General features: G+C 68.0%; 20 protein-coding genes. 9 read left to right on the forward strand and 11 right to left on the reverse strand.

The genetic code is table 11. From position 1 onward, the window contains the following. The 3 genes from ACU0DV_RS20545 to ACU0DV_RS20555 all read right to left on the reverse strand — a co-directional run bounded on the left by ACU0DV_RS20545 (position 1) and on the right by ACU0DV_RS20555 (position 3,737). Entirely contained in the window at positions 1–1,506 is a 1,506-nt protein-coding gene (locus tag ACU0DV_RS20545; protein ID WP_370314079.1) for a sugar ABC transporter ATP-binding protein, read from the reverse strand. Positions 1,507–1,517: 11 nt separating this feature from the next. Next, positions 1,518–2,528, reverse strand: coding sequence for an ABC transporter permease (locus ACU0DV_RS20550; protein WP_446242379.1), 1,011 nt, complete (start codon positions 2,526–2,528; stop codon positions 1,518–1,520). A 96-nt stretch (positions 2,529–2,624) separates the two neighbouring features. Next, positions 2,625–3,737, reverse strand: a complete 1,113-nt coding sequence (locus ACU0DV_RS20555; RefSeq protein WP_100931645.1) for a sugar ABC transporter substrate-binding protein — start codon at positions 3,735–3,737, stop codon at positions 2,625–2,627. A gap of 258 nt (positions 3,738–3,995) precedes the next feature. On the opposite strand from ACU0DV_RS20555, the gene ACU0DV_RS20560 reads away from it, so the two are divergent. Further along, positions 3,996–4,637: a TetR/AcrR family transcriptional regulator gene (locus ACU0DV_RS20560; RefSeq protein ID WP_100931646.1), complete on the forward strand. Its 642-nt coding sequence runs from the start codon at positions 3,996–3,998 to the stop codon at positions 4,635–4,637. A 3-nt stretch (positions 4,638–4,640) separates the two neighbouring features. On the opposite strand, the gene ACU0DV_RS20565 is transcribed toward ACU0DV_RS20560, so the two are convergent. After that, positions 4,641–5,072, reverse strand: a complete 432-nt coding sequence (locus ACU0DV_RS20565; protein WP_446242380.1) for a GlcG/HbpS family heme-binding protein — start codon at positions 5,070–5,072, stop codon at positions 4,641–4,643. 422 nt (positions 5,073–5,494) lie between these two features. Between ACU0DV_RS20565 and repA the strand changes: the two genes are divergently transcribed. The 3 genes from repA to repC all read left to right on the forward strand — a co-directional run bounded on the left by repA (position 5,495) and on the right by repC (position 8,879). Next, positions 5,495–6,676, forward strand: a complete 1,182-nt coding sequence (repA, locus tag ACU0DV_RS20570; RefSeq protein ID WP_100931656.1) for a plasmid partitioning protein RepA — start codon at positions 5,495–5,497, stop codon at positions 6,674–6,676. Between the two features lies 1 nt (position 6,677). After that, complete coding sequence (gene repB / locus ACU0DV_RS20575) at positions 6,678–7,640, forward strand: plasmid partitioning protein RepB (RefSeq protein ID WP_446242381.1); 963 nt, start codon at positions 6,678–6,680, stop codon at positions 7,638–7,640. Between the two features lie 177 nt (positions 7,641–7,817). Continuing rightward, on the forward strand, positions 7,818–8,879 hold the full coding sequence (gene repC / locus ACU0DV_RS20580; protein ID WP_446269781.1) for a replication initiation protein RepC: 1,062 nt from the start codon (positions 7,818–7,820) through the stop codon (positions 8,877–8,879). A gap of 64 nt (positions 8,880–8,943) precedes the next feature. Here the strand turns inward: repC and ACU0DV_RS20585 are convergent, their stop codons facing one another. Together ACU0DV_RS20585 and ACU0DV_RS20590 are read right to left on the reverse strand one after the other, a co-directional pair. Further along, complete coding sequence (locus ACU0DV_RS20585) at positions 8,944–9,666, reverse strand: response regulator transcription factor (protein ID WP_100931650.1); 723 nt, start codon at positions 9,664–9,666, stop codon at positions 8,944–8,946. Then, positions 9,663–10,829 carry a GAF domain-containing sensor histidine kinase gene (locus ACU0DV_RS20590; protein ID WP_446242383.1) on the reverse strand — a complete coding sequence of 389 codons (1,167 nt, stop codon included), beginning with the start codon at positions 10,827–10,829 and terminating at the stop codon, positions 9,663–9,665. The genes ACU0DV_RS20585 and ACU0DV_RS20590 overlap by 4 nt, the downstream gene beginning before the upstream one ends. Before the next feature lie 240 nt (positions 10,830–11,069). On the opposite strand from ACU0DV_RS20590, the gene ACU0DV_RS20595 reads away from it, so the two are divergent. The 5 genes from ACU0DV_RS20595 (at position 11,070) to ACU0DV_RS20615 (ending at position 16,368) form a co-directional block, all read left to right on the forward strand. Then, on the forward strand, positions 11,070–12,089 hold the full coding sequence (locus ACU0DV_RS20595) for an ABC transporter substrate-binding protein (protein WP_100931652.1): 1,020 nt from the start codon (positions 11,070–11,072) through the stop codon (positions 12,087–12,089). 79 nt (positions 12,090–12,168) lie between these two features. Beyond that, positions 12,169–13,581 (forward strand): sugar ABC transporter ATP-binding protein, encoded by a 1,413-nt coding sequence (locus ACU0DV_RS20600; RefSeq protein WP_446242384.1) that lies wholly within the window; start codon positions 12,169–12,171, stop codon positions 13,579–13,581. Continuing rightward, positions 13,581–14,504, forward strand: coding sequence for an ABC transporter permease (locus ACU0DV_RS20605; RefSeq protein WP_446242385.1), 924 nt, complete (start codon positions 13,581–13,583; stop codon positions 14,502–14,504). The genes ACU0DV_RS20600 and ACU0DV_RS20605 overlap by 1 nt, the downstream gene beginning before the upstream one ends. Then, on the forward strand, positions 14,501–15,442 hold the full coding sequence (locus ACU0DV_RS20610) for an ABC transporter permease (RefSeq protein WP_283984107.1): 942 nt from the start codon (positions 14,501–14,503) through the stop codon (positions 15,440–15,442). Before ACU0DV_RS20605 ends, ACU0DV_RS20610 begins: the two co-directional genes overlap by 4 nt. Continuing rightward, entirely contained in the window at positions 15,439–16,368 is a 930-nt protein-coding gene (locus ACU0DV_RS20615) for an SMP-30/gluconolactonase/LRE family protein (RefSeq protein WP_283984106.1), read from the forward strand. The genes ACU0DV_RS20610 and ACU0DV_RS20615 overlap by 4 nt, the downstream gene beginning before the upstream one ends. Before the next feature lie 13 nt (positions 16,369–16,381). Here ACU0DV_RS20615 and ACU0DV_RS20620 read toward each other — a convergent pair whose 3' ends face one another. From ACU0DV_RS20620 to ACU0DV_RS20640, 5 genes are read right to left on the reverse strand one after another with little or no spacing between them, the layout of a single operon-like run. Continuing rightward, entirely contained in the window at positions 16,382–17,857 is a 1,476-nt protein-coding gene (locus ACU0DV_RS20620) for a carboxypeptidase M32 (RefSeq protein ID WP_446242386.1), read from the reverse strand. Continuing rightward, positions 17,854–18,864, reverse strand: coding sequence for an ABC transporter ATP-binding protein (locus ACU0DV_RS20625; protein ID WP_446242387.1), 1,011 nt, complete (start codon positions 18,862–18,864; stop codon positions 17,854–17,856). Before ACU0DV_RS20625 ends, ACU0DV_RS20620 begins: the two co-directional genes overlap by 4 nt. Next, positions 18,861–19,829 (reverse strand): ABC transporter ATP-binding protein, encoded by a 969-nt coding sequence (locus ACU0DV_RS20630; RefSeq protein ID WP_446242388.1) that lies wholly within the window; start codon positions 19,827–19,829, stop codon positions 18,861–18,863. The genes ACU0DV_RS20625 and ACU0DV_RS20630 overlap by 4 nt, the downstream gene beginning before the upstream one ends. Further along, complete coding sequence (locus ACU0DV_RS20635) at positions 19,826–20,782, reverse strand: ABC transporter permease (protein ID WP_446242389.1); 957 nt, start codon at positions 20,780–20,782, stop codon at positions 19,826–19,828. The genes ACU0DV_RS20630 and ACU0DV_RS20635 overlap by 4 nt, the downstream gene beginning before the upstream one ends. Beyond that, positions 20,782–21,756, reverse strand: a complete 975-nt coding sequence (locus ACU0DV_RS20640; protein ID WP_283984162.1) for an ABC transporter permease — start codon at positions 21,754–21,756, stop codon at positions 20,782–20,784. The genes ACU0DV_RS20635 and ACU0DV_RS20640 overlap by 1 nt, the downstream gene beginning before the upstream one ends. Between the last annotated feature and the right edge of the window lie 56 nt (positions 21,757–21,812).

A 21,812-nucleotide genomic window follows, 5' to 3' on the forward strand; every position in this document is an offset into this window, starting at 1 on the left:
TCAGATCATGTGATGCACGAGGTCATAAAGCGACGGCTTGTCGCCCGGTGACCCGTCAAAGCGTTTCTGGAACGCCCCGTCCTTCAGGACGAGGATCGTGTGGCTGAGGCCGATGGCCTCCTCCAGCGTGTCGGCCACCAGCACGATGCCCGCACCGGCGGCGCTCATCTCGCGCACCATGTCGTAGACGTCTTCCTTGGCCCCGATATCCAGCCCCCGCGTGGGGTGGTCGAGAAGGATGATGTCCGACCCGCCCGACCGCCACTTCGCCAGCACGACCTTCTGCTGGTTGCCGCCCGACAGCCCGCCGCAATCCTTGTAGATATCGGGCGTCTTGATCGAGAGGCGCTTGATCCATTCCTCGGCCAGCGCCTTTTCCCGGTCGATGCGCAGCACCCCGCCCGAGGCGTAGTTGCCCATCTGGCTGAGGGTCATGTTCTCGTAGACGTTCATGCCGGTCACGATGCCTTCGACCTTGCGCTCGCGCGGGACGTAGCCTACCCCGCGGGCCACCGCCTCCTGCGCGCTCGTTCGGTGGTAGGGCTTGCCCTTCACCTCCACCCGGCCCGAGGTCGGCCGTTCGAGGCCGAAGACCGTGCGCAGGATCGCCTCCCGCCCGGAGCCTTCGGTGCCCACAAGGCAAAGCACCTCGCCCGGGTGCAGGTCGAAGGAGATGTCGCTGAACTTGCCCGCGACGCTCACCCGGTCGAACTGCACCAGCACGCGCGAGGGATCGTAGGGTTTCTGCTTCTGCTCGCGGTAATATTCCTTGTCGACGTCCCGGCCGACCATCTTGTGCTGGATCTCCTCGACCCGGGCGGTGTCGTGATCGACGACGTCCACCACCTCGCCGTCCTTCATCACGTAGATGCGGTCAGACAGTTCCAGCACCTCGTCCATGCGGTGACTGACGAAGATGAAGGACGCCCGGCTCGTCAGTTCCCGCACCAGCCGGAACAGCAGTTCCACCTCCTCTCGCGCCAGGACGCTGGTCGGTTCGTCCAGAAGGATCACGAGGTCGCCCTCGATGCGTTCCTCAAGGGTCAGGACCTTGGCCAGCTCCACCAGCTGCCGCTGCGCGAAGGACAGCTTCGACGTGACCGTGGCCGGGTCGATCTCAAGCCGCACCTTGGCAAGCTGCCGTTTCGCCGCCGCCGCCATCGCCTTCCAGTCGATGACGCCCCAGCGCACGAACTGCTGCTCGAACCCGAGGAAGATGTTCTCCATCACCGTCAGGTTGGTGATCAGCGACTGCTCCTGGAACACCATGCCGATGCCATGGTCCATCGCCTGCCGCGGGTTCTGGAAGCGGACGGTCCTGCCGTCGATGGTGATCGTGCCGCCGTCAGGCTGATAGGTGCCGTAGATCACCTTCATCAGCGTCGATTTCCCGGCGCCGTTCTCCCCCACGAGGCCCACGATCTCGCCGCGCCCGATGCGGAAATCCACCGCCTTCAGCGCATGCACGCCGGGGAATTTCTTGTCGACCTTGTTCAGCTGATACATCGACCCGCCCCCTATTTCACGAAGCTGATGGTTTTGCGGTTGGTCGACAGGATCACGGCAAGGATCACGAGGATGCCCAGCACGCCGTCCTGCACGTAGCCGGGCAGCCCGATCACCACCATGCCGTTGCCGATGACAAAGACGATCAGCACGCCGACCAGCGTGTTCCACACGCCGCCGATCCCGCCCCAAAGCGCGGTGCCCCCGACCACGACCGCGGTGATCGACAGAAACATGAAGTTGTTGCCGGTGGCAGTCTCGGCGATGCCGATGCGCCCCACCGCCAGCAGCGCACCCACCGCAAAGAACACGCCCGCCAGCGTGAACCCCATGATCCGCACCCGGTTGACGTTCAGGCCGGAGGCAATCGCCAGATCCTCGCCCCCGCCCACTGCATAGAAGTTGCGGCCCAGCGTGGTGCGCGTCTGGATGAACCACGCGATCAGCAGGAAGACCGCAGCGACATAGACCATCAGCGGAAAGTTCAGGATGCGCTGGGTCAGAAGCGCGCGGAACAGCTCGTCCTCGATGCGGATGCGGTCGCCGCCGGTCATCACCATGGCAAGCCCCGTCCCCACGAACCCCATGGCGAGCGACGCCATGAACGACGGGATCTTCAGCTTGACGTGGATGAGCCCGTTGACGAACCCCAGCGCCGCACCGACCAGCATGGCGACGGGAATGGCAAGCCAGGCCCAGCTGGCCAGCGTGCCCCCCAGCCAGAGGAAACAGAAGGCGAAGGACACCGCGCAGACCGACACCGTCCCCTCCATCGACAGGTCGATGGACCCCATGATGATGATGAAGGTCACGCCGATCGCCACCATCAGCGCGGGCGAGGCGGCGATCAGGATGCGCGCGAAGTTGCGTGTCGACAGGAAGCGCGGCTCCATCACGGCGAAGACCGCGCAGAGCACCAGAAGCACCAGAAGCGGCGCCCATTTCGCCAGCGTCTCGCGCCCGATCCCGGCACCGGCCCTGCGCGCGCCCTCTGTCCTGCCCGTGGTTTCAGTGATGGCCAAGATGTGTCCTCCCCAAAGCGGCCGGCGCGGTCCTCTGACCGTCATCCGGCGCATGGGCCAGCCGGGAACGCGCCCGGCTGGCCCGGTCCTCCCGGATCAGTTGTAGGCGATGGGTCCGTTCGACGGGCCCCAGAAGTCGTTCCAGTCGTAGCTCGGCACGCTGTCGAGGTAGTTCGCCTTAAACTCCAGCGCGTCCTCCGGCTGCACCATGATGGTCGGGCCGTAGAATTCGCGGTGCTCGTTGGGTTCCTCGGACGGTTTGAAGGTGCCGATGGCCGCGTGATAGGCCAGCGCCGCGGTGATGCCGCCGCCCCAGTGCGGGTTGGTGAACACGGTGGCCAGGATCTTGCGGTCCGCCACCAGCTGCACCGCCTGCGGGTTGCCGTCATAGGACACGATGGGCATGTCCTCGATCCCCTCGGCCCGCAGCGCCTCAAGCACGCCATAGGCGATGGTGTCGTTGGCGCAATGCACGCCGGTGATCTCGTCGCCGTAGCGCGTCAGGAAGGCGGACATCACCTGGTTGGCCTTCTGGGTGTCCCAGTCAGCCGGTTCCGCCGCCAGCAGTTCCACGTCCGGGTAATCCTCCAGCGCGTTCTTCAGGCCCTGCAAGCGCTCGATGGCCGGGTTGTTCGACGCGATCCCGCCCAGGTGCACGACGCCGCCCTTGCCGCCCATCGCCTCCAGCAGGATGCGCGCGGTCTCTTCCGCCGGGCCCTCGTCCGACCAGCTCATATGGCTGACGTAGTTGTCGCCGAAATCCCACGGGTGCAGGTCGTCGGTCTTGTTCCACAGGGTCGAGACATAGGCGTTCGCTTCCGCCACCGCCTCGACCACAGGACGCGCGTTCGGCGCGTCGTTGGTGTCGATGGCAAGCGCGAGGTTGCCGCCCGTCTTCGCCAGAATCGCCTTTACGTCGGCCAGAGACTTCTCCGACGACCCTTCGTTGATGAGGTGCGTGAGCGCATCCTTCGACATGCCGAGGCTCTGCACGAAGGCCTCGCCGCCCGACACGATCTCGTTCCAGTAGGGGTTGGTGCGGTTGCGGTAGGACCACGCGATGGTCGGGTCGGTCAGCGCCGCCCGCGCCATGTTCGGACCCAGCGCGCCAAGTGCCGCCGCCCCGCCCAGCCCGTAGGCCGACGCGAACAGGAAGTTCCGGCGGTTGATTTTCTCTTTCTCGATGAAGCCCTTGATGAAATTCGACATGGTTTTCCTCCCTCAACGGCGCTGTGCCGTCCTCCTGAAACACGCGTGATGTCCCGGCCCCTCCGGGGTGCCGCACCGCCCTTCATCGCGGACGGTCGCCAGATAACGCACTAACTGGTTACTTCCTTGTTCATCGAATCGTCAAGCCCCATGAAAGCTTTGGGGCGAAAACGGCCCAAGGCTGCGAGCGGAAGCTTTTGACCGCGCCCCGCGAAGTGAGGTAGGGGCATGGGAACCACGCCGGGGCGAAGGGAAGAGATGGCAGACGACACAACCAGGAAGACCCGCGATGCCGACGCGACGCGCGCGCGCATCCTTGCCGCCGCGAAGAAGGAATTCGCCAAGAGCGGTCTGGGCGGCGCCCGTGTCGACGAGATCGCCGACCGCGCCAAGGCCAACAAGCGGATGATCTACCACTACTTCGGCAACAAGGAGGACCTGTTCCGCATCGTGCTGGAGGAGGCCTACACCGACATCCGGACCGCCGAACAATCGCTGGAACTGGAACACCTGCCCGCCCGCGACGCGCTGGAAAAGCTGATCCGCTTCACCTGGGACTACTACCTGAAGAACCCGGAATTCATCACGCTGGTGAACAGCGAGAACCTGCACAAGGCCCGCCACCTTAAGAAATCCGAGAAGATCGACGTGCTGTTCCAGCGCTTCGTCGGCATGGTCGGCGGCCTTCTGGAACGCGGCGTCGAGGAAGGCGTCTTCCGCCCCGGCATCGACCCCGTGCAGCTCAACATCACCATCGCCGCCATCGGCTACTACTACCTGACCAACCGCTTCACCGGCTCCATCGTCTTCCGGCGCGACCTGATGTCCGCCGAGGCCCTCGAAGAGCGTCTGGCCTTCAACATCGAAACGATCATGCGGCTGGTCTGCATCGAGCCCTGAACGTCACCCCGGCGTCAGCCCCAGCGCCCGGATCGCCGCCTCGGCGCAGGCGATGTCCTCGTGCTCCTGCGCACCCGACACGCCAAGCCCGCCGATGCACGCCCCCTCTTCGAAGACCGCTAGTCCCCCGCCCCACGCGATGAACCTTTGCCGCGTGGCAAGGCCCAGCGACAGGGTCGGGCTGGCGGCCATGCGTTCGCCGAAGGCCCGCGTCGATTTCCGCAGCGTGCCGGCGGTATAGGCCTTGTCCACCGCGAAGGCCGCGACGGGCGGCGCGGCACCGTCCGTCCGGCCGAAGGCAACGAGCGTGCCGAAGGGATCGGTGACTGCCGCCGCCACCTCCCATCCGTTGTCCCGCGCGTGGGTCATCGCCGCCTCCACAAGGGCAAGCGCCGCCGCATAGGTGATCTGGGGCCGGGTCTGGCTGGTCTGCATGGTCGTTGGATCCTTCGACAGGGCGGGCGATGCCGGGATGGCCGCCGCACTATGTAACCATTCGGTTACGGCGACCGTGTCACCGACAATGCCCCCCTGTCAACGCCAACCGGCGCCGCCACCAGCCGCCATTCCCGGGCCCGCCACCCCTGCCCCGCCGATTCTCTGCCCGGCACAGCCAAGCCTTTGACCGCAAAGCCCTCCCTGCTAAGCTGTGAAAACACGCTTTTCCGCTGTCACGCGATTTTTCCAAAATATTTCATAGACTTGCAGCGGGATCTTCACCCAACGCGCGAAACGGCGGGACGGCGCCTTCGCCCCTCGGCGCAAGAAACAGTTGCCAACACCCCTTTCGCTTGCGTAAAGAAACGGAAAATAAAGCGCTGGCGAAAAACAGCGTTCCTGACGAGGCGGTGAAACAGATGGCGGGAACAGAGCCCATCCATATCAATACCCGTATCCGCGAAAACGCGGGGAACCTGGCAGGTGCGCTCGAACAGCACCTCCTGAAAAGCTTTGCCCCCGACGCGCGCAAGCAGCTCCGCCTGTTCTCCGCAGGAGAGGCCGCCGACCTGCTCGGCATTTCCCCCAGCTTCCTGCGCAAGCTCCATTTCGAGGAACGCGTGCCCGAGGTCCAGACCTCTGCCGGCGGCCGCCGCTCCTACTCCGCCGACGACCTGCTGACAATCCGCCGCATTCTCGAGGACAACTCGCGCACCACCGGCACCTACCTCAAGGGCCGGCGCGAGGGCGACAAGGTGCAGGTGCTCAGCTTCCTGAACTTCAAGGGCGGCTCGGGCAAGACGACCTCCTCGATCCACGCCGCGCAGCGCCTCGCGCTCAAGGGCTACCGGGTGCTCGCCGTCGACATCGACCCGCAGGCCTCGCTCACCTCGCTCTTCGGGTTCCAGCCGGAATACGACTTCCTGCACTCCGGGTCGATCTACGACGCGATCCGCTACGAGGACCCCCTGCCCTTCTCCGAGATCATCCAGGAAACCTACTTCCCCGGTCTCCACCTCGCCCCGGGCGGGCTGATCCTGCAGGAGTTCGAGCACGAGACGCCGACCGCGCTCCGCAACAACATCCAGCCCGCCTTCTACGCCCGCATGGCCGCCGCCCTGCAGGAGGTCGAGGACCGCTACGACGTCATCATCTTCGACTGCCCGCCGCAGCTTGGCTACCTGACAATGTCCGCGCTCTGCGCCTCCACCGGGATCCTGATCACCGTGGTGCCGAACATGCTCGACGTCGCCTCCATGTCGCAGTTCCTGCAGATGAGCGCCGACCTGCTGGACGTGGTGTCGAACGCCGGTGCGCGGATGGAGTTCGACTTCCTCCGCTTCCTCATCAACCGCTACGAACCGCAGGACGGCCCGCAGCAGCAGGTGGTCGCCTTCCTCCGCAACCTCTTCGGCAGCGAGGTCATGGTCGCGCCCATGCTGAAATCCACCGCGATTTCCGACGCCGGGCTGACCCAGCAGACCATCTACGAGGTCGAGCGCAGCGCCTTCCACCGGTCCACCTACGACCGCGCGATAGAGTCGCTGAACGCGGTGAACGACGAGATCGAGGCACTGATGCAGCAGGCATGGGGACGCTGACATGGCACGCAAGGGGATTCTGACCACCGGCAACGCAACCGAGACCGCGCAGCCTTCGCGGCGTCCCAGCCCCACCGCCCCGCGCGGCACCGTGGGCGCGCTGCAAAGCTCGCTCACCCGCCTGCAGGAAAGCGCCGTGCAGGAGATCGAGGCCGAGCGCATCGTCGATGCGGGTGTGGCCGACCGCCTGGGCGACGATCCCGTGGCGGACGAGTCGCTTCAGCAGAGCCTGAAGACCTACGGCCAGCAGGTGCCGGTGCTGGTGCGCCCCCATGCCGGGCAGCCGGGCCAGTTCGAGATCGTCTATGGCCGCCGCCGGGTCCGCGCGCTGCGCGCGCTCGGCCTGCCGGTCAAGGCCATGGTGCGGCATCTCGACGACCAGGCGCTGGTGCTGGCCCAGGGCCAGGAGAACACCGCCCGCAAGGACCTTTCGTTCATCGAGAAGGCCAGCTTTGCCGCCCAGCTCGACGCGCTGGACTACGACCGGCAGACAATCGCCGCGGCGCTGTCGATCGACCTGCCCATGGTCAGCCGGATGCTGCGCGTGGGCCGGGCCTTCGACATCGGCTTCCTGCGTCACATCGGTTCTGCCCCGGGGATCGGGCGCGAACGCTGGCTGAAGCTGGAGGAGGCGATGCAGCGCCCCGCCATGGCCGACAAGGTGGAGGCCTGCCTGCCGCTTCTGGCCGACATCGCCGACAGCGACACCCGGTTCGAACAGGTGCTGGCCTGGGCCAGCGACGCCCCCAGCCCGCTGAAACCCCGCGCTGCCACGGGTCGTGCGCGCAAGGTCGTCAGCGAGGCCGGATATGAAATCGGCAAGATCCGGCATGGCGACAAGGGGCTGGTGCTGACCGTGCCGCACGGCGACGCGCCGGAGTTCGCCCGCTGGGTCGACGCCCAGGCAGAAGACATCGTCAAGGATCTTTACGACCGCTGGATCAAGTCGCGGTCGGAAGACTGAACCGAAACCCGAGCAGACAACAAAGGAGGCACGAGCCCGGACAAAAGAAAAGCCCCCCAGGACAAATCCCGGAGAGCTCTCTCATTTCTCGCACTCTTGAGATAGCCGTTCCCCCCTGATCCTGTCAACGCCACCGATTCGGTGGAGCGGTATTTTTTTGTCTTTCGTGAACTGAAAATGACGGAACTGTCCCGAATCCGATTTGGGCAGCCTGTCGGGATGTGCCCGGAGGCCGGCCCTGCGCCCGCCGACAAGTGGGTCATCCTCGACGCGCTGACCCATGCCGCCGAGGACTTCGGCCTCAATCACCGGACACTGGGTGTGCTGCGCGCGCTCCTGACCTTCTTCCCCGACCGCGCCCTGCCCGCCGATCGCGGCGCCGGGGTGGTCTATCCGTCGAACCGCGTGCTGGCGGAGCGGCTCAATGGGATGCCGGAAAGCACCCTGCGCCGGCACCTTGCGACGCTGGTCCGCTCCGGGCTGGTGGACCGCCACGACAGCGCCAACCGCAAGAGGTTCGCGCGGTTCGGCGGTGTGGCCTTCGGTTTCGACCTGAGCCCCCTCGCCCGCTATGCAGAGGCGCTGCAGGCCGCCGCCGACCGCGCGCTGGCCCGTCGCGGCCAGGCGGACGCCTTGCGCGCCCGGATCGCCGCCACCCGGCAACGGCTGCTGGAGGACGGCTGCGACGCGGCCGACCCGCTGATCGAGGACGCCCGCCTCTGCCAGCGCCGCAAGCTGCCCGTGGAAGAGCTGGAGGCGCTTGCGCACGCCCTGGACAACCGGCTGACAACCGCCCTGCCCGCAGCCGGAATGAGCGCCAGCGACAGCCGGAATGAGCGGCACATACAGACTACAGATCAATCCGAATCTGTATCTTCCGTGGACATCCGCGACAGTGACGAGACGCCTGCCCTGTCGGAGGTGCTGGACAGTTGCCATGAATACCAGAGCTTCTTTCCAACGCGGAACCCGGACTGGCCGACGCTGGTCTCCGTGGCGGAGCGGTTGCATCCGATGATGGGCATAGACACCCAAGTCTTTGCCGAAGCACGGCAGAGGATGGGCGCGGAGCGTGCCACGACGGTGCTGCTCTGCATGCTGGAGACGATGGACAGGATCCGGAAACCGGGGGCCTATCTGAGGGCGCTGTGCCAGCGGGCGGACCGGGGTCTGCTGAACCTTGGCGGGATGCTGAAGGCCGCGAGCGGCGCCCGATTGTCAGCTGACAATTTCGGATGACACCGGCGCGCCTCCGGCTGAATTGTCAGCTGACAATTTCCATGGCGCCCACCTGTGCCCCATGTCAGCGGCGGTCGCGCCCCTGTTGCCAGCGTTCGAAATCGCGCTGTGCGGTTTCCAGCGTCTCGATGTTGAGGGTTCGTGTCACCAGCGCACGGTTCAGCGCCCGCACCCGTTTGTTCAGCGGCATGTCGTCAGAGGCCTCGTCGTCCACGCCCAGCTTCTCGTAAAGCGACAAGAGGCGGTTCTGCACGGTGCGCAGGGACATGCCGCGGCGTTCGGCGATGATGCGGTCCTGAAGACCTATGGCGAGGTCCAGAAGAACCGCAAATTCGCTGTCGTCGAGCGTGTTCCGGGGAGAGGCGGCGCGGCGTTGCAGCCGGTGGATTTCCCGGTCGACCATGATCTGGCCCTCGACCAGCACGGCGCGCAGGGCCAGCTTCAGCCGGTCGCGGGGCGCGGTCTTCAGCAGGTAGCCGTAGGCGCTGTCCTCCGGCACGATGGCTGCAATGCCGCGCAGGTAGGCCTCGTCCGCGTAGTTCGACCAGAAGAGGATGCGTGTCTCGGGCCGTTCGGTCCAGAGGGTGCGGGCCGCCTCGATCCCGTTGCGGCGGGACATGCGCAGGTCCATGACCACGGCGTCGATGGCCAGGGCGCGGGCCTCGTGCTCGGCCTCCTCTCCGTTCACCGCGTGGAAGATTTCGGTCACTTCGGGGAGGGTCTCGGCCAGCACGTCCTCCATGTAGGAGGCGTGGAACTGGTCGTCCTCGACAAGCAGGACCCTCATGGCCCGGTCCTCAGAGTGACGCGGACGACGGTGCCATGATCGGCCTCGATGTCCAGCCCGGCCGAGATCAGCCGCGCCCGGGTGCGCATGTGCATGAGGCCGGACTGGCGGGCGGGCGCGGCGGGTATGCCGCAGCCGTCGTCACGCACAGTGATTGTCAGCAGGGCAGGGGCCGGATGCTCGACCGTGACGGATATCCGGCTTGCCCCGGCGTGGCGGGTGGCGTTGTTGATCGCTTCCTGCGTGATGTGGAACAGCGCGGTGCGCACGGTGGGGTCGAGCGCGTCCGGCACCCCGTCCGTCAGGTCGTCAACCTCAAGTTGCGTCCCGGACTCGCCCGAGGCGCGTTCCAGGTGGACGCGGACGGCATGGGCGAAGCCGAACAGTTCCAGCAGGGTGGGCACGGCGGTGTCGATGATCCGGCGCAGGTCGTCGATTGTCTGCCGGAGCCGCGAGGCCAGCACGTCGCGGGGCAGGGGGCGGTCGCCTGTCGCCTCGCGCAGGAGGCGGGACAGGTCGGCCAGCGTCTGGTCGTGCAGGTCCATGCCGACGCGCTGGCGCTCTGCCTCGAGCGCGCGGGTCAGTTCCAGCGCGCCGCGGCGCAGCCCCTCGTCCCCGGTGGCGGAGCGGGGCAGGCGCCGCGCCCGGTCCGAGCGGTGAAGGATGTGGAACCACGGCGAGAGCACATCGGCGATCTGCTGCGCCAGCGCGACCGTCTGCGCGTCATAGAGCCCGCGGGTCGAATGCGAGAGGTTCAGCGTGCCGATGATCTCGCCGCGGACGCGCATCAGCACGTTCACCCGGGCGCGCAGCTTGTGGTTCAGGATCGGCTCGCAGGTGGCGCCGGGGAAGGTGTAGCGCGGGTCCTGCGTGGCGTCCTCGGTCAGCATGACCTCGCACTGGCCAAGCAGCAGGTCGCGGATCGGCGCGTGGTCGATCCGGCCCGAGGCGCGGGACCAGCGGGTGCGGATGCCGACCTCGTGGCTGACCACCCAGCCGGGGCGGTCCAGCAGGCAGATGTCGCAATGCGTGAAGGGGATCAGCGCGGCGATGTCACCGGCCACGGCCCCGAGCGCGCCGGTGATGTCCGTCACGCCGGTAAGCCGCCGCGCGATGTCGAGCAGCGCCACGCCGGTGCGCGGTTCGCCGAGGGTGTCGGCCATGTGTCCTCCCTTGTCCGCGCGGCGCGTAATGGCGCTGCCTTGCGCGGTTCCGCAAGTCTGCCCCCGTTGCGGGGGAAATGGAACACCCGAACCCGCAAGTTCGTTGCGGGTTCCCGCAACAGGTCTGCGGGCGACAGCCTTTACAGGGGCGGTGGGTATGGCCACCATTCCCCTCGCCGGCCGGGTGGAGAGAACCGGGCGGTCAAAGGTAGTGCGGCACACGCACAGGGAGGAAAATTCATGAAGACGTTTCTGACGGGCGCGGCGACGCTGGCCCTACTGGCTGGCGCGGCACATGCGGAAAGCCATCTGGCGGACACCTCGGACAAGCGCATCGCGCTGTCCAACAACTACGCGGGCAACTCGTGGCGGCAGGCCATGCTGCAGACCTTCGAGGAGACAGCCGAGGCCGCCGTGGCCGATGGCGTCGTGGCGGCGGCGGATGCCTTCACCACATCCGAGAACCAGGCCACCGAGCAGGCCGCGCAGATCCAGAACATGATCCTGCAAGGCTACGACGCCATCGTGCTGAACGCGGCATCGCCGACCGCCCTGAACGGCGCGGTTGCCGAGGCCTGCGGTGCCGGTCTGATCGTGGTCAGCTTTGACGGGATCGTGACGGAGCCCTGCGCCTGGCGGATCGCGGTGGATTTCGCGGCGATGGGCAAGGAAGAGGTCGATTACCTCGCCGGCCGTCTGCCCGATGGCGGCAACCTGCTGGAGATCCGCGGCCTAGCCGGTGTCTTCGTCGATGACGAGATTTCCAAGGGCATCCACGAAGGTGTGGCGGAACACGACCAGTTCGAGATCGTCGGTTCGGTTCATGGGGACTGGGCGCAGGACGTGGCGCAGAAGGCGGTTGCGGGTATCCTGCCCTCGCTGCCCGAGATCGTGGGCGTGGTGACGCAGGGCGGCGACGGCTACGGCGCGGCGCAGGCCTTCGAGGCCGCGGGCCGCGATACGCCGCTGATCGTGCTGGGCAACCGCCAGGACGAGCTGAAGTGGTGGGCCGAGCAGCGCGACGCCAACGGCTACGAGACGCTGTCGCTGTCGATCGCGCCGGGCGTCGCCTCGCTGGCGTTCTGGGTGGCGCAGCAGATCCTTGCGGGCGAAGAGGTGCCGAAGGACCTGACCGTGCCGTTCCTGAAGATCACGCAGGACGATCTGGACAGCGCGCTGGAAACCACGCCCGAGGGCTCTGTGGCGAACGTCAGCTACACGCTGGAAGACGCGCAGGCGGTGATTTCCGAAGCAAAGTGACGTAAGGGCATGCGCGCCCCGCACCGCCGTCCGGCGGGGGCGGGGCGCGTTTCCCGGCACGTCCTGACATGGGGACCGGATGACCGACCAAGACCATACGCCTGTCGTCGCGCTGACGCAGGCGGCGAAACATTTCGGCCCGGTGCGGGCCCTCGACGGGGTCAGCCTGCGGGTCGGTCCGGGGGATTGCCTCGGGCTCGTGGGGCACAACGGCGCGGGCAAGTCGACGCTGGTGAACCTGATCAACGGCACCTTCGGGCCGAGTTCCGGCGAGGTGGCGTTTCCGTCCGGGACGGAGGGCGTCCGCTCGGTCTTTCAGGAGCTGTCGCTCTGTCCGAACCTGACGGTGGCGGAGAACCTGCGGGTGTCGCATCCCGGGCTGAAGGGCCTCGCGTGGCGGCGGCAGGCGCGGGCGGAGATCCTCGCCAGCCTCGACAGGGTGTTTCCCGGCCATGGCATCGACGCCGACGCGGAGGTCGACCGGCTGAGCATCGCGGAGCGGCAGATGGTGGAGATCGCCATCGGCTTTGCCCCGCGCGGCGGTGAGGCGCGGCTGGTGATCCTGGACGAGCCGACCTCGTCGCTGGACGAGGGCATCGCGCGGCAGTTGCTGGACCACGTGAAGGGCTTCTGCGCGGCGGGCGGGGCGGTGATCTTCATCAGCCACATGCTGGGCGAGATCTTTGCCGTGGCGAGCCGCATCGTCGTGCTGAAGGACGGCCGTGTCGTGGCGGACAGGCCCGCGGCGGAATTCACGCGCGCCGGGCTGGTGGATGCCATGGGCCACGTCGCCACAGAGGCGGTCGCCCAGCAGGCGGCGCGGTCGGCTCCGGGCGATGTGGTGATCCGCACGCCCGAGGGGCTGGAAGCGCGCCGCGGCGAGGTCGTGGGGCTGTCGGGCCTCGCGGGGCACGGGCAGGCGGCGGCGCTGGCGCGGCTGTACCTGTCGCAGTCCTCGGACTGGCGGGCGGGCCGGGCCTCGAAGGCCGTGTTCGTCGCGGGCGACCGGGCGCGCGACGGCGTGCTGCCCTTGTGGTCGATCCTGCGCAACATCTCGATTTCCGTGCTGCAGCGCGACGCGCGGCGGGGGCTGGTGAACCGTGGCGCCGAACGCGCGCTGGCGGAGGACTGGCAGCGGCGCATCGGCATCCGTACCGACGACCTGACGAACCCGATCCTGTCGCTGTCGGGCGGCAACCAGCAGAAGGTGCTGTTCGCCCGCGCGCTGGCCTCCGACGCGGAGGTGGTGGTGATGGACGATCCCATGCGCGGTGTCGACGTGGGCACGAAGCAGGACGTCTATGCCATGGTCCGCGCCGAGGCCGCGAAGGGCCGCACCTTCCTGTGGTATTCGACCGAGACCGAAGAGGTCTGCCAGTGCGACCGCGTCTTCGTCTTCCGGGACGGACGGATCAGCGCCGAGCTGACCGGCGACCAGATCACCGAGGAGCGCATCCTCGAGGCGTCCTTCGAAATGCAGGAGGCGTCCTGATGCCACAGCGTTACCGGATCCTTTTGCCGGTCGTGTCGCTGGCCGTGCTGCTGGCGCTGACCTTCTGGATGCAGCCGAGGGCGATGAGCTACTTCGGCCTGAACCTGCTGTTCAACCTGGCGGTGCCGATCGCGCTGGCGACCATCGCGCAGATGATGATCATCATGGTGAACGACATCGATCTGAGCCTTGGCGCCTTCGTGAGCCTCGTGGCCTGCGTGACCGCCACATGGCTGAACGACGCGCCGCTGACCGGGGTGCTGATCCTCATGCTGCTGGTGCTGTCCTATGCGGCGATGGGGGCGGTGATCCACGTGCTGGAACTGCCCGCCATCGTGGTGACGCTGGGCATGTCCTTTGTCTGGGGCGGGCTGGCGCTGTTCATCCTGCCGACGCCGGGCGGGGCCGCGCCGGGCTGGCTGAGGACGCTGATGACGGTGAAGCCGCCGCTGATGCCCATGGCCGTGGTGGCTGCCATCCTGATCGCTGTCGTGACGCATCTGATGGTCATGCGCTCCGGCCTTGGCACGGTGCTGCGCGGGCTTGGCGGCAACGCCCGGTCGGTCGCCCGTGCCGGGTGGAACGTCACCCTGCTGAAGGCCACGGCCTACGGGCTTGCCGGGCTGTTCGGCGTGCTTGCCGGCATGGCGCTGGTCGGGCTGACGACCTCCGCCGATGCCAATATCGCGCTGCGCTACACGCTTCTGAGCATCGCGGGCGTGATCCTGGGCGGCGGTGAGTTCATCGGCGGCAAGGTGAGCCCGGTGGGCGCGGTGATCGGTGCGCTGACGCTGACGCTCGCGGCCTCCTTCCTGTCCTTCCTGCGGCTGTCGCCGGACTGGCAGATCGGCGCGCAGGGCGCGATCCTGATCCTTGTCCTGACCGCACGGCTGCTGTTCTCGCGGCGGGGGGCTGCGGCATGAACCTGAACATGAACGTGAAACCGTGGCTTTGGGCGTGGCTGGCGGCCGCACTGGCCTTTGCTGCGACGCTGGGGCTGACCTCGGGCCGCGGGGCAGGGGAACTGGCCTATGCCGCCATGAGCTTTGGCGCCTTCGCCGCCATCGTGGGGCTGGGGCAGATGCTGGTCATCACGCTGGGGCCGGGCAACGTCGACCTGTCGATCCCGGCCACCATGACGCTGGCGGGCACGCTGGCGCTGAAGGTGATGGGCAGCGATCCGGGCACCGCGTGGCTGGGTCTGGCGGTGGCGCTGGCCACGGGCCTTGGCGTGGGGCTTGCCAACTTCGCGCTGATCTTCCTGCTGCGGCTGCCGCCGATCATCGCCACGCTCGCCGCCTCGCTGATCTACCAGTCGCTCGCCATCTGGTCGAACCGGGGCCTGCGCATCAAGCCGCCCGAAGGGCTGGCCGACTTTGCCACGGGGCGCCTGCTGGGCGTGCCGAACGTGGCCTGGGTGGCGCTGCTGCTGGCCGTGGTCACATGGGTGCTGCTTGAACGGTCGGTCTGGGGCCGGTGGCTTCTGGCGTCGGGCCAGAACCTGCGCGCGGCGCGGCTGGCGGGCGTGCCGGTACAGGCGGTCCGGGCGGCGACCTACCTGGCCGTCGCGGTCTTTGCCGCGCTGGCGGGCTACCTGCTGTCGAGCTTTTCCGGCGGCGCGGCGCTGAACATGGGGGCGGAGTACCTGCTGATGTCCATCGCCGTGGTGGTGATCGGCGGCAGCTCCATCGCCGGGGGCAATTCCAACGTGCCGGGTGTCCTCGGGGCCGCGCTCTTCATGTTCCTTGTGGTCTCGATGCTCAACAGTTACGGCGCGGGGGCGGGCGTGCGCAACGTCATGACCGGCGCCATCATCATTGCCATCGTCATTGCCGCCAGTGCCCGGAGGACCCGCCCATGATCACCTTTCCCCCGCATATCGAGACCCTGGACGACCGGTTCCGGGGGCTCGTGCACCCGATGGGCAAGCTGGAGAAGATCGCCGAGGGCTTCACCTGGACCGAAGGGCCGGTGTGGTTCGGGGACCGCGACTGCCTGCTGTTCTCCGACATCCCGTCGCGGCGGATCATGATGTGGTCCGAGGCCACGGGCGTGACGCTCTACCGGGGCGAGAGCGGCTTCAACAACGGCAACACGCGCGACCGGCAGGGGCGGCTGATCGGCTGCCGTCACGGCGCGCGCGACGTGGTGCGCACCGAGCATGACGGCACCCTGACGGTGCTGGCGGACAGCTTCGAGGGCAGGCGGCTCAATTCGCCCAACGACGTGGTGGTGGGCAGCGACGGCACGGTGTGGTTCACCGATCCGACCTACGGCATCATCTCGGACTTCGAGGGCTACCGGGCAGAGCCGGAGCAGGCGGCGCGCAACGTCTACCGGCTGTCGCCGGAGGGTGCGCTGACGGTGGCGGTGTCGGACTTCACGCAGCCGAACGGTCTGTGCTTTTCGCCCGACGAGCGCACGCTCTACATCGCCGAAAGCGGGTCGAGCCATGACGACCGCGTGGCGCCGGTGATCCGGCAGTTCGCGGTGGAGGGCGGCAGGCTGACCGACCGGGGGGTGTTTGCGACCATCGACACCGGGCTGCCGGACGGCATCCGCTGCGACACCTCGGGCAACCTGTGGTCCTCGGCGGCGGACGGGGTGCATTGCTTTGCGCCGGACGGCACGCTTCTGGGCAAGATCCTCGTGCCGGAGGTGGTGTCGAACCTGTGTTTCGGCGGCTCGGACGGGCGGCGGTTGTTCATCACCGCCACCAGCACGGTCTACCGTATCTTCGTCGACGCGGCGGGGGCCGAACCCTGGACCCGGGGCCGGCTGTCCTAACGCGGGCAGGGGGTCAGGCGTACCTGTCCCCCAGATGCGCGAGGTAGGCCGAGGGATCGGTCGGGCCGCCCGTCATCTCTGCCCGCGTGCGCGACCGTCCGTGGTGCCAGACGCGGTCCGCCAGTGCGGCGCGCAGCGGGCCGTAGTCGGCGCGGTCGAGCGCGGGCCCCACGGTGTCGTCCGCCCGGATCTGCGCAAAGAGCGTCGCGGCGGTGACATTGCCGATGGTGTAGGTCGGGAAGGACCCGAAATAGCCCGAGGACCAGTGCACGTCCTGCAGGCAGCCCGCGCCGTCGTCCGGCACCTCCAGCCCAAGATCCTCGCGCATGGCGGTGTTCCAGGCCTCCGGCACGTCGGCGGCCTTCAGCGAGCCGTCCATCAGCGCCATCTCGATCCGGACGCGGAGCATGATGTGCAGGTCGTAGGTCAGTTCGTCCGATTCGACGCGCGTCAGGCCGGGCTGGGCGTGGTGGATCGCGGCCAGCCACTCCTCGACCGTCACGTCGCCGAGCTGATCGGGGAAGGCGTCGCGCAGGGTGCCGAAGTGCCGGTCCCAGAAGGCGGCGGAGCGGCCCACGTGGTTCTCGATCAGCCGCGACTGGCTTTCATGCATCCCGAAGGAGGTGCCGCCCACGGCGTAGAGGAGCCGCAGGTCGGTGGCGTGCACGCCGCGGGTAAAGGCCGGGTCGATGCCCTGTTCGTAGAGCGCGTGGCCGGTTTCGTGCAGCGTCCCGAAAAGCGCCATGGGCAGGTAGTCGGGCCGCCAGCGCGAGGTGATGCGCACGTCGTTCCGGGTCATGCTGACCTCGAACGGATGCACGGTGGTGTCGAGCCTGCCGCGGTCGAAGTCGTAGCCCATGGTTTCGGCGAAGCCGTGGCAGACCCGTTGCTGGGTGGCCACGTCGAAGCTGCGGAACAGGAAGTCGCGGCGCGGGGCGGGGCGGCCCCGGACCGTGTCGAGCAGCGGCAGGATGCCGGCGCGCAGGGTATCGAAGAGCGCGGCGAGCGAGGCGGCGGTTTCCCCGGGCTCGTAGAGGTCGGCCATGGCGTCATAGGGGTGATCTTCGTACCCCAGCGCCTCTGCCTGTTCGCGGGCAAGGTCGACCGCCTGTTCGAGGTAGGGCCGGAAGAGCGCGAAGTCCGCGGTGCGCCGCGCCTCCGCCCATGCCTTTCCGGCGGGCGCGCCCTGTTCCGCCTGTGCCTGCAGCAGCCGGGCCGGGATCGCGGCGTGAAAGTCGCGGGCGTCCAGCACGGCCTGCGCGGCGCGGCGGTCGGCCTCGGTTGCGGCATCCAGCAGCGCGGCCTCGGCGGCGTCGCGCATGGCGGGGTCGAGGATCATTTCGCGCGCAAGACCCTTGAGCGTGGCGATCTGCTGGCCGCGCGTCCCCGCCCCGCCCGAAGGCATGGTCACGCGGGCGTCCCACTGCAGGAGGTTGACGCTGCACAGGAGGTCGTTGATCCGGCCGACCCGGGTGGCGAAAGCGGTCATGCCGCGGCCTCCTGTCCGGTGCCGCCGTCGTTCAGGTGACAGGCAACCTGCCCGGTGAGGGTCTTGCCGAGGCGCGGCACCTCCGCCTTGCAGCGCGGCCCGGCGAAGGGGCAGCGCGGGTGGAAGGCGCAGCCGGGGGGCGGCGACAGCGGCGAGGGGATTTCCCCCTTGATCGGCTGGAAGTCGGCGCGGCCCGTGCCGAGCGTCGGAACGGAGGCGAGAAGCGCCTTCGTGTAGGGGTGCTGCGGCGCTGCGTAGAGGTCGGCGGCGGGGGCAAGCTCCACCACGCGGCCGAGGTACATGATCGCCACCCGGTCGCAGACGTGGCGGACGACGGACAGGTCGTGGCTGATGAAGATCGCCGTCAGGTCCATGCGCTTGCGCAGGTCCATGAAGAGGTTGAGCACCTGCGCCTGGATCGACACGTCGAGGGAGGCGACGGCCTCGTCCAGCACGAGGAGGTCCGGCTCCATGGCGAGGGCGCGGGCGATGGCGATACGCTGCCGCTGACCGCCGGAGAACTGGTGCGGCAGCCGGTCGGCATAGGCGCCTTCCAGTCCCACCTGTTCCAGAAGGGCGCGCACGCGGGCAGGGGCCTCGGACGCGGTCCAGATGCCGTGCAGGCGCGGCCCTTCGGAGATCGTCTCGCCCACCCGCATCCGCGGGTCGAGGCTGGCGAAGGGGTCCTGGTGGATCATCTGCACGCGGGTCGTGGTCTTTTTCACCGTGCCGCGCCGCCATGTGGCGACGGGTTCGCCGTCGAGCCGGATCGCGCCGTCCGAGGGGGCGTAGATGCCGGAGACCAGCCGCCCCAGCGTGGACTTGCCGCAGCCGGATTCACCGACGAGGCCCAGCACCTCGCCGCGTTCCACGGTCAGGTCGATGTCCGACAGGGCGTGCACGGTGGCCGAGCTGTCCTGCCCGGTCAGCCGGTCGGCGAAGCGTTCGATCAGGCCGGGCGTGCGGCTGAAGCGCTTGGACGCGCCGGAGATGGTGAGCAGGCTCATGCGATGCCCTCCGTCATCGGGTGGTGGCACAGGGCGAAGTGGGTGTCGCCGGACCGGGGCGGTTCGGCCGCGCAGGCGGCGGTGGCACGGGGGCAGCGCGGGCGGAAGGCACAGCCCGTAGGCAGGTTCACCAGCTGCGGCGTGGCGCCGGGGATCTGCGGCAGCGGCTGGCCGGGTTCGTGCAGCGAGGGCACGCTTTCGATCAGGCCGCGGGTGTAGGGGTGGCGCGGGCGCGAGAGGACCTCTTCGGCGCTGCCGCTCTCGACGATCCGGCCCGCGTACATCACGCAGATGTCGTCGGCGAGCGAGGACACCACGGCAAGGTCGTGCGTGACCCAGACGATGGCGGTGCCGGTCTCGTCGGCGAGCCGGCGCACCTCAGCCAGGATCTGCCCCTGGATGGAGACGTCGAGCGCGGTGGTGGGTTCATCGGCGATAATGACGGAGGGGCCGTGCAGCAGCGCGGTGGCGATGGCGACGCGCTGGCGCATCCCGCCCGAAAGCTGGTGCGGATAGGCGCGCAGGCGTTCGGCGGGGGAGGGGATGCCCACGGTTTCCAGCGCCTGCCGGGCCCGGTCCCACGCGGCGGCCTTTGACACGCGGTCGTGCACGCGCACGGCCATGGCCATCTGGTCGCCTACGCGCAGCACCGGGTTCAGCGTCATCATCGGGTCCTGAAAGACCATGGCGACATGCTTGCCCCGCATCCGGCGCAGCGCATCGGGCGAGAGCTTGCGCAGGTCGGTGCCGTCCACCAGCACCTCGCCACCGGTGATCTGCCCCGGCGCGTCGATCAGGCCCAGGACGGAGAAGCCCGTGACGCTCTTGCCCGATCCGCTTTCGCCGACGAGGCCCATGATGCGGCCCGGCTCGACCGAGAAGCTCACGTCGTTCACCGCCGTCACCGGGCCCTTGCGCGTGTCGAACCGGGTGGTCAGGCCCCGGACGGCCAGCGCGGCGGTCATCGCTGGTTCCTCGGGTCGAGGACGTGGCGCACCTGGTCTCCGACGAGGTTGATGGCGACGACAGTGATCATCAGGAAGATCCCCGGATAGATGGACAGCCATGTGCGGTCCGTGTGGATGTACTTGAACCCGTTCGAGATCAGCGAGCCGAGCGAGGGCTCGGTCAGCGGCAGGCCCACGCCGAGGAAGCTGAGCGTGGCCTCCAGCGCGATGGCAGAGGCGACCTGCACGGTGGCGACCACGATCAGCGGCGGCAGCACGTTCGGCAGGAGGTGGCGGAACAGCACGCGGCGGGCGGGCAGAGGGGTGGAGCGCGCGGCCTCGATGTAGTCCTTGCCGCGTTCCACCGTGGCCGCGCCGTGGGCGGTGCGGGCGAAGTAGGCGTATTGCGCCACGACAAGCGCGAGGATGATCTGGGCCACGCCCTGTCCCAGCATCGCCACCAGCACCAGCGCCAGCAGGATCGCGGGCATCGACAGTTGCAGGTCGACGATCCGCATCAGCAGGCTTTCCAGACGCCCGCCGAAATAGGCCGCCGTCAGTCCGACGGTGATGCCCACCAACAGGGCCAGCGCCCCGGCGCTGAGGCCGATCACGAAGGAGGTGCGCAGCCCGTAGAGGATCGCCGACAGCATGTCGCGGCCCGCGTTGTCGGTACCGAGGATGTGCACGTAGCCGCCCGAGCCTTCGGTGCCGGGGCGCAGGAAGGCGTCCATCCAGTCGAGCGCCGCCATGTCGTAGGGGTTCTGAGGTGTGACCCAGGGCGCGCCGAAGCTGAGGACCGCCAGGAGGACGATGACCACCAGCGAGATCACCGCGACGGGCGAGCGGCGGAAGTCCGACCAGAAGTCGCGCAGGCGCGAGGCGCGCGTGGCGAGGGGGGCAGCGGCGGGGGTGGCCGCCACGTTGCCTTCGGGTGTGAGGGTATCGCGCTCTGCTGTGGTGCCGGCCATCATGCGCCCCCTTTCAGGCGGACGCGGGGATCGAGCCGCGCATAGATCAGGTCAACGGTCAGGTTGATGAGCACGAAGAGGATCACCACCAGCACGAGGTACGTCACCATCACCGGCCGGTCGAGCTGCAGGATCGAGTCGATGATCAGCTTGCCCACGCCGGGCCAGGTGAAGACGCTCTCCGTCACCACGGCGAAGGCGAGGGTGGAGCCGAGTTCGAGGCCGAAGACCGTGACGATCGGGATCGAGATGTTGCGCAGCACGTGGGAGAAGATGATCTGCCGGTCGGTCAGCCCCTGGGCGCGGGCGAAGCGGACGTAATCGGTGCGCATCGCCTCCACCATGCCGGCGCGGGTCAGGCGGATCATCAGGCCCATCTTGAACAGCGAGAGGTTCAGCGCGGGCATGATGACGTGGCTCCAGCCGTCGGCGGTGGCCAGCGAGGTCGGGATGCCGAGGAAGCTGCCCACGTCGCCGCGGCCGCCGGACGGCAGGATGCCGAGGTTGACCGCGAAGGTCATGATGAGCAGCATCCCGATCCAGAAGGTCGGGACGGAAAAGCCCAGCACCGAGAGCGCCATGATCGCCTTGGCGGCCACGCTGTCGGGGCGGTAGCCGGCGTAAAGCCCGGCGGGAATGCCGATGAAGGTCGCGATGCAGACCGAGACGAAGACCAGTTCCAGCGTCGCGGGAAGGCGCGAGAACACGAGGTCGACGACGGGGATGTTGTAGACCATCGACGTGCCCATGTCGCCCTGCGCGACATTGCCGAGGAAGGTCAGGTATTGCCGCCAGAGCGGCTGATCCAGCCCGTACTGGGCGATCAGCTTGGCGCGGATTTCCTGCGTGGCGCCCGGGTCGATCAGCACGTCGATCGGGTTGCCGATGGCGTAGACGCCCACGAAGACGATGATCGACATGGCAAAGACCACGATCACTGCCTGCGCCAGCCGTTGGACGAGGTATCCGAGCATCGGGTTCCTTTCTGGCGGAGAGAGGACCGGCGCCGCGAGTGGCAGCGGCGCCGGTA

The sequence above is a fragment of the Sagittula sp. genome, from assembly GCF_052825245.1.